The organism is Alteromonas sp. ABH4_457 (assembly GCF_056160625.1).
This window is the reverse complement of the sequence record NZ_JBSWXN010000005.1, coordinates 484,546-497,938: the sequence shown is the minus strand read 5'-3', so window position 1 is coordinate 497,938 and position 13,393 is coordinate 484,546. Positions and strand designations below refer to the sequence as shown.

The window sequence follows — 13,393 nt, the reverse complement described above, 5'->3', positions numbered from 1 at the left end:
AGAATGTTTCACCCCGTGAGATAAGCAATCAAGCGCCGGCGATAAATTACCGGTCAACAGACAACCGGACCTTCAGTGTGTTGCCGTTACCTGAGTAAGTCACCTGCTCACAAAGCTCGTTGAGTAGTGTCAGTCCCCGGCCAAAACTGTTGTCTTCACCAGTATTTGCCGGCGCTGTATAATCAAAACCCTCTCCGGAATCGCTGATTGTGATATCCAGTGCAGCATCTTTGGGCAGAAACTGAATTAAAAAGCTGACCGAGCCTTCCTGCAGTTGTTTAAGCCTGATTTCCCGCGCCTGATAATATTCCAGAAAGCCGTCCGGTGAGGACTTTAACGCAGAGTCCAGTTTCAGAATGCCATGCTCGAGTGCGTTATTAAACATCTCCGAAAGTACAGTGTATAGATCTGATCGCAGTAACGTCATACCGGGTTGTGAATTAATCATTTCGATAAGCGACGGTACGATATGCTGATTTTTAAGCTCTGCCCCGCTGAGAGACAGACTGATGCTGTAAGGCAGCTCATTGAGGGTAAAGTCATTTTTCACTGTTGCCAGTGACTGACAGGTATACAACACAATGGTCATGTCGTCGGCCTGCTGCAGGTCGCCACGGTAGTTCACTGCCCTGTCGTGCAAATATTGAGATGTTACCTTTGCCTGTGCGGAAAACCACTTAATAACGCCATGTTCGTCAGCCATTTCTCCGGCAGCATTCATCACCTCCATCAATCCGTCGGTGTAGACCAGTAGCTGGTCTCCCTCTGCCGCTTCGAACACCTCGCAGTCATCTTCAAATTCATCAGACTCCAGGATACCCAAAGCCATATGCCTTGGCGGTAAGGAGCGTACCCGGCGTGTGCCTGCTTCCTTCAGCAATAACTGAGGCATGCCGCCATTCCAGACGGAAAACCGCTTGCCGCTGGCATCTATTTCCACAATGACAGCGGCACAAAACATATCTGCCGGAAGTAAAGATAATAGGGTGGTATTCAGTTTTGCCGCCATTTCCCCGGCAGAGAGACCACGTCTGGCCATAGAACGGAAAGACCGGCTGACAGGCAGCACGCCGATAGCAGATGCAAGACCATGACCGGTGAAGTCACCCACCATGAAATACACGCCGCCGGCAGGACTGGCCTCACACAGAAACACATCTCCGTTAAACACCGCCGCCGGTGACAAATCGAAATCGAAGAAAGCGGTGATGTCAGACTTGTTTACAATGGCATTATTAAAGATATGCTCAACAATGGTATGTTCGCGGTCAACATTCTGCTGAAAATACCGTAAGGCACGGTTCTGCATTTCAATTTTGTTGCTGAGTTGCCTGATACGCCCGTGAGCACGGATTTTCGCTGCCAGAATGACTTTATCAAAAGGCTTGGCGACAAAGTCATCACCACCCACTTCAAGACAACGGGCCAGACTCTCTTTATCATCCAGTGAAGTGATGAAAATCACCGGCAGATAGCTGTCACCATACATTTGCTTTAAATGGGGAGCGACCTCGTATCCGTTCATCTGGGGCATGATCACATCAAGCAAAATGAGATCAGGCTTAAGCCGTGAGGCCATCTCCAGTGCTTCTGCACCATTTTTCGCTTCGTAGCAGTCGGTATACCCCTCCTCTTCCAGCATGTGCAGAAGCAAAAAGCGGTTCAGCGACTCGTCATCGACAATCAGAATTTTCATGGCTGTGAGCCTTTCTGTTTATCAGGAAATGGCAAATTTCTTGTCGAACCGGGAGATAGTTAAGATGCGCCCGACCTGAGGACGACAATGGGTAATTTTGTATTTCAGCGATTTGTCTGCCAGAGTTTTCTGCATGTTAAGCAACATGCCAAGAGCCGAGCTGTCCATGTATTCTGTTTTGCCCAAATCGACTTCTACGGTTTCAACAGTTTGAGGTAGCGACATGTACGCATCTCTGAATTCCTGCACCTTGCCGAAATCAAATTTATCGTCCAGTTCGATTACCCAGGTGACGCCATCATCAGATAAACCAGCTGCAATTGTCATTCATTCTTCCTTTGATTAAATCTTGTTTAAGCGTAGTCCGTTATTAACCGTTTATAAAACATAAACAACGGAAAAAGCCGGAATCCATTGGGATTTCCCTGTAATATTTCTTATCATTACCTTAGCAGGCACACTAACGTACTGAGATGCATGCGGAAATAGCGAAAAGCGCACTGATATTAGACTAAAGACTAAATCACCCGTACGGTGCCATACAAACGTAATCAGAGACATACATATGCAAGACTCAAAATTAGTATACAGTACCGACGGTGGACGTATTCAGGAATCGAAACCACAAATGACCCGCTCATCTTCCAAAGATGGTGTAGTCAGAATTCACCGTGAAACAAAAGGACGCAAAGGTAAAGGTGTGTCTGTTATCCACGGTCTGGACCTGGATGCAAAAGCCCTGAAGGCCTTGTGTACCGAGTTGAAGAAGAAATGCGGCTGCGGTGGCGCAGTAAAAGAAGGCCTGATAGAAGTACAAACAGATGACCGCGAAAAACTGCGGACTTTACTTCAGGACAAACAATATACCGTTAAACTGGCCGGTGGATAAACCGAATCCTTACTACAATTAGTCTCATTCAATAGTGACGTCAGGTGAGAAAAAATGGAAAAGCTTTCAATCTCTGACTTGCACATAGTGCTGGTCGAACCTTCAGATACACAACGAAAAATAATTACAAACCTGTTACTCAAGGAAAACGTCAGAGAAATTGACGCTGTCAGTTCAATTAAGGAAGCCCGCGAGGCTATCGAATCCCACAGTGCAGATTTAGTTGTCAGTGCCATGTATTTTGAAGACGGCACCGCCATTGAGTTATTAAAATTCATTAAAAGTCATCAGGAATATGCATCCATTCCTTTCATGCTGGTGTCCAGCGAAAGCCGTACTGTGAAACTGGAAGAATTTAAACAGGCAGGGGTGGCCGCGATTTTGCCTAAGCCTTTCGAACCCATTCACCTGTCCCGGGCACTGAACGCAAGTTTAGATTTAATTAATCACGATGAGCTTGAACTGGAATTGTTCGACGTGCATGAAGTCCGCGTGCTGCTGGTTGATGACAGCCGTCTGGCCCGTAATCATATCCGCCGGGTGCTGGAAGGAATGGGTCTGAAGAAGATCACTGAAGCAGAAAACGGTGCCATGGCCCTGACGCATATAAAAGATGCCGAATTTGATTTGGTAGTGACAGACTACAACATGCCGGAAATGGACGGCCGTGAATTATCTGAATTTATTCGCTTTAATCCGGAAACTGCGCATATTCCAATTATCATGGTGACATCTGAGTCTCAGGACAGTATGCACATGGCTAACATTCAGCAAACCGGGGTTAATGCCCTGTGTGATAAACCCTTCGAACCTACCGAAGTGCGGGCTATGCTGGCGGCACTTTTAGGCGAGTAACAGGTAAACCCCGGTGCTGTTAGCACAACCGGCACTAAGATTGAAGATGAACGGTGATAACGACCGGTGCAAAACTGTATAAAACTATTGACACTCACCGGTCATCGTCATAAAGTCGGGCATATGAAAACGAATATAAAGCACACTAACGCATTCTTTTTTGGTTTTATCACCTTCATTTGAGGGAGGATGCGCTGTGTGTATAAACCTCCCGCACGGGAGGTTTTTTTTTGCCACGAATACGAGTGTAGAACTATGTCAGAACCCGCTTTAGACGCAATACGAAAACGCATTACCGAACTGGACAGCCAGTTGTTAACCCTGCTGGCCGAGCGGCGTCAGCTGACCAATGAAGTAGCAGAAACTAAAATCCGCCACCACATTCCGGTGAGAGACGTTAAACGGGAAGAACAACTGCTTATCCGTTTAATCAAAGAAGGCCGGAACGCTGGCCTGGATCCCCACTACGTCACCCAGATTTTTCACGTTATCATTGAAGACAGTGTACTGAATCAGCAAGCCATGCTGGCCGAACGGGCAAATCCCGGCAGCAGCCTGCCGCTTAACCGTGTTGCTTTTCTGGGCGATAAAGGGTCGTACAGCTATCTGGCAACACAAAAATATTTCTCCCGCCGGCCCGGTGAACTGATGGAAATGGGCTGCCAGAGCTTTGCTGAAATTGTTCAGAAAGTAGAAAGTAATGAAGCTGATTACGCTGTACTCCCCATTGAAAACACCAGCTCAGGCAGCATCAATGAAGTTTATGACCAGCTGCAACACACTCACCTGAGTATCATTGGTGAACTTACCCACCCTGTCCGCCACAGCTTGCTGGTAGCTAAAGACACCAGTCTCAGCAAAATTAAAACCTTGTATGCCCACCCTCAGGTATTTACTCAGTGCAGCCATTTCCTCGCGGAACTGGGCAATGTTGAAGTGAAAACCATGGATGCCACCTCTTCAGCGATGCTGACTGTCAGTGAGTTACAACGTGACGATGTGGCTGCTATCGGCAGTGAAGCCGGCGGAAATCTTTACGGATTAATGGCTATTAAGTCTAATCTGGCAAATCAGAAAGAGAACCACAGCCGCTTCTTTGTTGTATCAAGAGATCCGGTAAAAGTACCGCTACAGGTTCCGGCTAAGACCACGATTATTATGTCTACTGTACAAAAGCCGGGGGCTCTCGTTGAAGCTCTGACGGTGCTCAAAGACAACCAGCTTAATATGACCAAACTGGAATCACGGCCGATTACGGGTAATCCCTGGGAAGAGATGTTTTACATCGACTTCGAAGGAAATCTGGAAGACGGACCGGTACAGAATGCCATTGAGAGCCTGAAAAAGATGACCCGCTACCTGAAGGTGCTGGGTTGTTACCCCACTGAAGAAGTCAGTCCGACGAAAGTAGCCGCCGCCAGCGCGCTCATCGACAGCGAGTAATCGCCAGCCTTTAATTCAGCCCCGTGCAGGGGCTGATTTGCCTTTTCCTCTCATTTCTGCGACCATGCACCGCGATTTTTACTGCGTTTTTTTCTGCTGAAGTTCAGCATGCTATCTATATGATACAGAAAGCTTTCAAATTCACTAAATAATAATTAAGCGTCATCACACCCGTTTGACTTCAAACGAAAGTGAGCCAAAACACCCTCTCAGAAAGTATATAACGCGATTTCGAACTGAATGATACCTGCACTGCGGGGGTATTTTGCTACCCGTATTTTGGCCGGTGTCATCGTCATTTTTTATTTTTACTGAGGTATCTAATGTCTGAAAAAAGACTTCTGAATTTTATCCACGGCAAACCTGTCAGTAACCAGTCCGGGGAAACCTTCTCTGTTACTAACCCGGCCACCGGAGAAGTCATTTACGATGTTGAAGTTGCTGATGACTCAATCCGTCAGGCAGCAATAGAGAGTGCCAGAGAAGGTTTTAAGCAGTGGTCCTCTATGACTGCAATGGCACGTTCACGAATACTGCTTAAAGCCGTCGCTATTCTACGTGAGCGCAACGACGAACTGGCCCGTTACGAAGTACTGGATACCGGAAAGCCTATTCAGGAAGCAGATTGTGTGGATGTGGTCACCGGTGCTGATGCCATCGAATACTTCGCCAATCTTGCCCCTGTTCAGGTTGGTCAGCAACAGGATCTGGGCGGGGATTTCTACTACACCCGAAAAGAACCTCTGGGCATTTGTGCCGGGATTGGTGCGTGGAATTATCCAATCCAGATCGCCTGCTGGAAATCCGCGCCGGCACTGGCCGCCGGTAATGCCATGCTGTTCAAGCCATCAGAAGAAACGCCACGGGGAGCTGTTGAGCTGGCTAAAGTCTACATTGAAGCCGGCGTACCAGCCGGTGTGTTTAATGTGGTTCATGGTGATGGCGACACAGGTAACTGGCTGACCACTCACCCGGACATTGAAAAAGTGTCGTTTACCGGCGAAGTAGGCACGGGCCGTAAAGTAATGGAAGCCGCTGCCGCCAATTTAAAAGATGTCACCATGGAGTTAGGTGGCAAGTCCCCCCTTATCGTTTTTGACGATGCGGATATTTCTCAGGCTGTGAGTGCAGCCATGCTGGGGAATTTCTATACCCAGGGTGAAGTATGCACAAACTGCACACGGGTATTTGTTCATGAAAGTGTTTATGACGCTTTTGTCGGTGAACTGAAAACCCGCACGGAAAACAATATCAAAGCCGGCGACCCGATGAACCCGGACGTCAATTTCGGCGCCTTGATTTCAAAAAAACATCAGGACCTTGTGATGGGATACATCGAAAAAGGGAAAGCTGAAGGCGCGACACTGCTCACCGGCGGCACGACGTTGCAACCGGACGATGCCCCCAACGGCTATTTCGTGGCCCCAACCATTTTCACTGACTGTTCGGACGACATGACTATCTGCAGGGAAGAAATCTTCGGCCCTGTCATGAGTATTCTGACCTTCAATGATGAAGACGAAGTAATAGGCCGTGCGAATAACACCCCTCTGGGCCTGGCAGCAGGCATCATGACCAAAGATGTACAGCGGGCTCACCGTGTCATCCACCAGCTGAAAGCCGGAATTTGCTGGGTCAATAACTACGGCGCTTCTCCTGCTGAAATGCCTGTGGGCGGCTACAAGCTATCCGGCATCGGCCGTGAGAACGGTATCGAAACCCTTGATCAGTATACCCAGACAAAATCGGTATACATGGGCATGACACCACTTGAAGCACCGTTTTAAGGGGTCACTATGGAACAGTATGACTACATTATCGTCGGTGCGGGCTCTGCAGGCTGTGTGCTGGCAAATCGCCTGTCTGCCAATACGCAGCATAAGGTATTACTGGTAGAAACCGGCGGCAGTGATAAAAGCATTTTCATTCAGATGCCCACTGCCCTGTCGATTCCGATGAATACCGACAAATACGCCTGGCAGTTTCACACGGAACCGGAGCCTTATCTTGATGACCGTGAAATGCACTGCCCGAGAGGAAAGGTGCTGGGTGGCTCATCATCAATAAACGGTATGGTGTACGTACGGGGCCATGCCTGCGACTTTGATGAATGGGCAGAGCACGGTGCTGAGCAATGGGATTATCAACATTGTTTGCCCTATTTTAAACGTGCTGAAGACTGGTACGAAGGTGCCAACGCCTACCGCGGAGAAGACGGACCGCTGGGAACAAATAACGGCAACCAGATGCAGAACCCCCTTTATACTGCTTTCATTGAAGCGGGCAAACAGGCGGGTTATGCAGAAACGCTCGATTACAACGGCGCACAGCAGGAAGGTTTTGGCCCGATGCACATGACCGTGCAAGGCGGAAAACGCTGCTCTGCCGCAAGAGCTTATCTGGATCCGGTTAAGCACCGTGATAACCTGACCATTGTGACCCTGGCGACTGTTGAAAAAGTCCTGCTGGAAGGCAAAGTCGCAAAAGGTATTCAGTTCACCGGCAAAGACGGCACTGAAAAAGCGTTTGCAAGCAAAGCTGTTATTCTCAGTGCCGGTTCCATCGGATCTCCTCATTTGTTGCAACTATCCGGTATCGGTAACCGTGAAGTACTCGAAAAAGCCGGTATTGATTGTCAGCATCACTTACCCGGTGTGGGAGAAAACTTGCAGGACCATCTGGAGTTTTATTTCCAGTTCTACTGCAAAGAACCAGTCACACTGAACAGCAAACTGGACTGGTTTTCAAAAGGACTGATCGGAGCCCGCTGGCTGCTGTTTAAAGACGGCCTGGGTGCCACCAATCACTTTGAGTCCTGCGGTTTTATCCGTTCGAAAGAAGGTGTGGAATGGCCTGATCTGCAATACCACTTTTTACCCGCCGCCATGCGTTACGATGGAAAAAGCGCAGTGAAAGGTGACGGGTTCCAGGTGCACATTGGCCACAACAAACCAAAGAGTCGCGGGTTCGTGCATGTAAAATCAGCGGATCCGTCACAGGCTCCGGCAATACAGTTTAATTACCTGCAACATCAGGATGACATAGAAGGCTTCCGCGCCTGTGTCAGACTGACCCGCGAAATCATCAATCAGTCTGCGTTCGACAAGTACCGTGGCGAAGAAATCCAGCCCGGCAAACAGGTGCAGACTGATGAGGAAATCGATGCATTTGTCCGCCGGGCGGTGGAAAGTGCCTACCACCCCTCCTGCTCATGCAAAATGGGTGAAGATGATATGGCCGTCGTCGACTCGCAAACCAGGGTACACGGTATCGCTAATCTGCACGTGGTTGACTCGTCCATCTTCCCCACCATTCCTAACGGCAACCTGAATGCACCGACCATCATGGTGGCTGAGCGGGCAGCCGATCTGATCCTGGGTAATGAACCACTCGCCTCAGAGAACCGGGATGTGCTGGGCGATCTTAAGTGGAAGCAACGTCAGCGCAGCAGAGATATGGGTGTAATGGGCGTTGAATCGCCGGTGAACAATCAGGAGTAACCTATGAATTTATGGTTAAGCGCCGGTATCGCGCTAACCCTTATCGCCATTGTTTTCATTTTGTGGAAGTGGGGCAACTTAACCATGATCGGTGTGACGCCGGTGAAAACACTGACCTTCATTTCCATTCTGTTTACTTCAGGACTGGATGTAGGACTTATCATGTTTCCATTGACGGAGTTCAGCACCTATGCCGATACCCCGGCAAACCCGGAGTATGCCTTTACCAACCCTCTCGCCATTGAGTTCGGGTTCTGGGGCTTCTTCATCTGGGCTTTTTACTTTGTTACCTGTTTTTACTTTTGTGTCATCGAGCCGAAGGTAAAATTCTTTGAAATCAGCTGGGTAAAGTTCATCAATAACGTGGTGATCATCGGTACCTGTGCATTTACGGCGTTCCTCCTTCTTAAAAACCTGCCATGGTATTTGCCGTCCCTCGGAGATGGCGAGTCCATAGTACCTGTGTTTTATCTTATCGTGTTCGCAGCCATCGCTTTTTCGGTGTACAGCAGCACAGATATTAAATACGTCAGAATTTTAAGTGTTTCTACGACCTGGTTGTTTATCTCGCTCATCGCATTCATGTGGGGCGGTGCTTTCTTGTGGGGTAAAAGTGACATTTCAGAATACTTCGCTGCCACATCCCTGCTGGGCGGCTATTTCGCAAATATTGAGCACTTTCTGTTCCCGCTGAATAACTATCACGCGTTTTATCTGTTCTGGTGGTTTGCCTGGAGCATCATGATTGGTCAGTTTACTTCCCGCTTCGTCGGCGGCTTAAAAACCTGGCAGGTGCTGTCAGCGATGTTGATCTTCCCCTCGATTCCCATCGCACTGTGGTTTGGTGTGCTGTATCACTATCACGAGGCCGGTTTAGACACCACCGGGATCCGCAACATCGCCATGGTGTTTGTGGGTATTGTGTTCGTTATCAACTCGCTGGATTCCCTCATTCGTTTATATACCGACAACCTGAATCTGTCGTCAGGACGACTGGGTAAGTGGAAGTACTTCTTCCTGAACTTCATCGCACTGGCAGCACTGACCATGCTGTTCAAAATCGACTTCCTGAAAATTCAGTGGGTCGGCGCCCTGGTGATTGCCCTGTTCTATTGCTGTCTGGGCTATATTCTGTACAAGAAATTCACACCGGTCAGAAAAATAGACAGCTCACCGAAAGAAAATGAACTCGATTTTGAAAAAATCGAAACCATGCAGTAAGGAGAATATATGCAGTTTACATATTCAAAAATGGTAGCGATTTGCTCACTTGCCGTTGCACCGGCCGCGCTGGCGGACTGGTCAGCCACGGTAACCGGCGCCTCTGATTACATGTTTAACGGGGTAAGTCAGACGCAAAATGATCCGGCCCTTCAGGGCAGTATCGACTATGCGGCTGACAACGGCTGGTATGCGGGCAGCTGGACATCCAATGTGGATTACGGCGATGCAGCAAACCGCGAACTGGATTTTTACACCGGTTATTATCAGTCACTGAATGATTCAACAGATGCTGATTTCGGTATTGCTTACTACAGCTACTATGGCAGCTCTGCAGCCAGCGAATATAACTACCCGGAGATGTACGGAAAACTGATTTTTACCCACCGCCTGGGTATAACAGAAACCACACTGTGGTATTCGTGGGATTATTTCGGTACCGGCGCAGACCATGTCATCGGGAAAGTCGCCCATACGTTCAGTATTGCAGACAACCATGCAATACAGCTGACGGTTGATAACTCTCATTCACTGGATGAAGATAAATATCAGTGGGATACCGGCGACAGCAGTTACGTGCATTACAAAGTGGCATATCAGACGCAGTTTCATGGTTTTGACATCGAGATTGCAGCAGAGGATACAACACTGAGTTACGATACGGCGGATGCTAGATTGTTTGCCAGTGTCAGCCGCACATTCAGCTTTTAACTAAAAAAAGCGCAACACGGTACCAGGGAGACGACCAGTTGCGCAGTTCAATCAGAGTAAAGCAAGCATGTTTGAGGACTTGCTTTACTCATATTGCACAAAGCTTAGAAGCGTACAGTGATGCGGGCGTGTAAATAACGGCCCAGCACGTCGTAAACTTCCGGTACGGTGTTCATATCGTTGTACGAATACAGGTACGGAGGCGTTTTATCAAACAGGTTGTCAATACCGGCAGACACTGACCACTGATCATTGATGTAGTATTCACCTGAAACATCGTGGTACACCACAGTACCCACATCTGTCATCAGACCGTACGATTCCAGATAGTAATCGTCTGTCATGCCACCGATGTAACGCATCTTCCAGCGCAGCTTCCAGTCATCGGTACCGGCTTTAATCGCAAAGTTAGACTTCCACTCTGCAAATCCACCGTTGTTACCGTCGATTTTACCTGTGTATTCCACATTGTCTTCAGTATACTCAAGCAGACGGGTGGTATCCCAGTTAACGTTCCAGTTGAGACCCAGTGCGTCGAAGTTATAGGTCACATTGGCATCAACACCACGGGTTTTCAGGGTACCCACGTTAGTTAGCGGTGATTCCATGTAATCAATGTTACCGGTGATATCGTCACGGACGATGCTCAGGACACTACAAGCTTCTTCATCCCCACCGTAACAGCTGTCCAGATAAGACTGTGTATCGATACGGGAAATTGCATTGCTCAATTCAATGGTGAAATAATCCAGTGTCATTGATAAGCCTTCCACAAAAGACGGGCTGTACACCACACCTAATGTATAAGTATCAGCCTCTTCCGGGCTCAGGTTATCAATGGTCACGTAGGTATTCTCAATCTGAGAATCCGTGTACGCATAAGAGGTGTTACCAATCTGCGCATTACAAGCCTGATATACGTTTGACGCGGTATCCAGGCTGCCATAGCCTGAGCACGGATCAACCAGGTAATCGAAGGAACCCACGTTACCGCCGTACAGTTCATCTACGGTAGGTGCACGGAATGCAGTAGACGCCACACCACGGAACATCAGATCTTCGTTTACACGCCAGGTCAGACCCAGCTTCCAGGTGATATCAGAATCAAACGTGCTGTAATCAAACCAGCGGATAGCGGCATCAAGAGACAGCTCTTCTGCTCCCGGGACGTCAGCCAGTAAAGGCACAGCAAATTCTGCGTAAACCTGCGTGGTGTCGTAGCCGCCGGATGTAGGATCCTGCGCCGAGGCGCTGCCATCACCTGCAACAGTTACCGCATCAGGCTGATACCAGCCTTTCTCTTTACGGTATTCCGCACCACCGGCAAAGCCGACGAAACCGGCTGGCAGTTCAAAAAGCTCTCCCGACAGGTTTACATTCCAGGAAGTAAACTGGTTACCACCGGATGCCTGGTCGGTATAAGTGATGTAATCCAGAGTTTCCTGAGTAATATTGCCTTCAGTGGCGAACCAGTCCTGACAAGGAATCGTGACATCGTCACACACATCAGTGTCCATGGTCTGATAAATTTTAGTCAGGTTGATGTAATTGGAAGAACGGTCTGTGGCATCGTTACGGCCGTAGGTGTAAGACACATCCCAGTCAAAACCGTTACCGATATCCAGATAGCCCTGGAATCCGACGACTGAACGGATGGTATCTGTGGTCTGATCGAAAACCCGGTCACCCACTTCTGTCATACGACGACGCATGGAGGTTGCGACACCGAAAGGGTTACCTGTCGCATCAGCGGTCAGGGTTGCACTGATCGGAGACGGTGCCATTTGTTGCGTGGATGTACGCTTGGTATACAAAAATTCCATGTATGCCTGTGCATCATCAGTCAGGTTGTAATTACCGTTCGCGAATAAGCCGATACGTTCCTGCGGCGTGTACAGATAAGAACGCTCAGAGTAGTTGTAAGGCGTGTAACCTTCAGAGAAGTTCTTATCACTGTCCAGTGTTCCCCAGCCGTCGCCCGCATTGTATGCACCACCCGGTACATAGGAACTGCCTGACTGGCAGTTACCTTCTGCATCATAATCGTTGTCAGGACAGGCAGAGAAACCACGGTCGCCCTGCATGGCAGAGCCACGGTCAACATAGCTGATACCCAGAACGATATTGCCTTTATCACCGCCTGCACCGGTTACAATACTGATGTTACCTGTGTTGGCATCACCCTCATCACTGCCTGCATAACCGACATCAATCTGAAAACCTTCAAAGTCGTCTTTTGTAATGATGTTAACCACACCGGCAACAGCGTCTGAGCCGTATACCGCAGAAGCACCGTCTTTCAGTACTTCAATACGCTTGATTGCCGCCAGCGGGATAGTGTTAAGGTCAACCGAAGAGTCTGCGCCGGTACCGGAATTTACCATTCTGCGGCCATTAACCAGTACCAGTGTACGGTTGGCGCCTAAACCACGCAGGTTAATGCGGGCAGCCCCCACACCGCCGTTGTTCGATGCGGCACCTGTTGCCATACCAGTGGCAGCAGGACTTTGTTGTAAAACCTGTTCAACCGACGTGTAGCTGCCTAAAGAAATGTCTTCAGCGCTGATGATTGCAACGGGACTGGCCGTTTCCATGTCGGTACGCTTAATGCGTGAGCCGGTGACCTGCACTTTTTCAACCTGCTGTTCAGCTGTGGCTGTATCCTGTGCGAAGGCGTGTGTTGTCGTTAGAAGGGTTGAAGCTGCTCCCATTGCAAATGCAATTTTAATCGATTGGGCGATTTTAGGATTGATGTTCACTTTTTAGTTCCCCTGAACTATTTGCATTATCTGAAATCAGACAATTACGAAGTTCTGATTATTGATGGTTATATTTGTGCGACTGAAATCGCGGCGGGGAATAAACCATAATCCAGCTGTGTAAATCAATTTACAAAAGGGGAAATAGCGACAAAAATTCCATTTTTTACTTTTAATTACATTTTAAAGACAGTGGGTGAATAAGTTTTACACACATCAGTGAAACCTAAATAAAGCCCAACTAAACAATCACTTTATTGATAGTGAATACTAACCTTGAATTAATTGTAAAATGACCTTTTAATTCGACGAATTTGAG

The 13,393-nt window shown here is 48.4% G+C and carries 10 protein-coding genes; 7 read left to right on the top strand and 3 right to left on the bottom strand.

Annotated features, from left to right (window positions below):
* Positions 1–46: 46 nt before the first annotated feature.
* Positions 47–1,696, bottom strand: coding sequence for an ATP-binding SpoIIE family protein phosphatase (locus ACXAGR_RS14960; protein ID WP_474851130.1), 1,650 nt, complete (start codon positions 1,694–1,696; stop codon positions 47–49).
* Positions 1,697–1,717: 21 nt separating this feature from the next.
* Positions 1,718–2,023: an STAS domain-containing protein gene (locus ACXAGR_RS14955; RefSeq protein ID WP_119500802.1), complete on the bottom strand. Its 306-nt coding sequence runs from the start codon at positions 2,021–2,023 to the stop codon at positions 1,718–1,720.
* A 238-nt stretch (positions 2,024–2,261) separates the two neighbouring features.
* On the opposite strand from ACXAGR_RS14955, the gene yciH reads away from it, so the two are divergent.
* From yciH to ACXAGR_RS14920, 7 genes are all read left to right on the top strand, one after another.
* Positions 2,262–2,585 carry a stress response translation initiation inhibitor YciH gene (gene yciH, locus ACXAGR_RS14950; RefSeq protein WP_474844796.1) on the top strand — a complete coding sequence of 108 codons (324 nt, stop codon included), beginning with the start codon at positions 2,262–2,264 and terminating at the stop codon, positions 2,583–2,585.
* Between the two features lie 54 nt (positions 2,586–2,639).
* Complete coding sequence (locus ACXAGR_RS14945) at positions 2,640–3,440, top strand: response regulator (protein WP_119500800.1); 801 nt, start codon at positions 2,640–2,642, stop codon at positions 3,438–3,440.
* Positions 3,441–3,695: 255 nt separating this feature from the next.
* A complete protein-coding gene (gene pheA / locus ACXAGR_RS14940) occupies positions 3,696–4,883 on the top strand; it encodes a prephenate dehydratase (protein WP_119500799.1) in 1,188 nt (395 codons plus the stop codon).
* Between the two features lie 323 nt (positions 4,884–5,206).
* Positions 5,207–6,670: a betaine-aldehyde dehydrogenase gene (gene betB, locus ACXAGR_RS14935; protein ID WP_474851129.1), complete on the top strand. Its 1,464-nt coding sequence runs from the start codon at positions 5,207–5,209 to the stop codon at positions 6,668–6,670.
* A 9-nt stretch (positions 6,671–6,679) separates the two neighbouring features.
* The gene (gene betA / locus ACXAGR_RS14930; protein ID WP_474851128.1) at positions 6,680–8,383 is read left to right on the top strand and encodes a choline dehydrogenase; all 1,704 of its coding nucleotides are present in this window, start codon (positions 6,680–6,682) and stop codon (positions 8,381–8,383) included.
* Between the two features lie 3 nt (positions 8,384–8,386).
* Complete coding sequence (locus tag ACXAGR_RS14925; RefSeq protein ID WP_119500797.1) at positions 8,387–9,604, top strand: BCCT family transporter; 1,218 nt, start codon at positions 8,387–8,389, stop codon at positions 9,602–9,604.
* A gap of 9 nt (positions 9,605–9,613) precedes the next feature.
* Positions 9,614–10,315, top strand: coding sequence for a TorF family putative porin (locus ACXAGR_RS14920; RefSeq protein WP_474844792.1), 702 nt, complete (start codon positions 9,614–9,616; stop codon positions 10,313–10,315).
* A 104-nt stretch (positions 10,316–10,419) separates the two neighbouring features.
* Here the strand turns inward: ACXAGR_RS14920 and ACXAGR_RS14915 are convergent, their stop codons facing one another.
* Entirely contained in the window at positions 10,420–13,074 is a 2,655-nt protein-coding gene (locus ACXAGR_RS14915) for a TonB-dependent receptor plug domain-containing protein (RefSeq protein ID WP_474851127.1), read from the bottom strand.
* Positions 13,075–13,393: the final 319 nt, after the last annotated feature.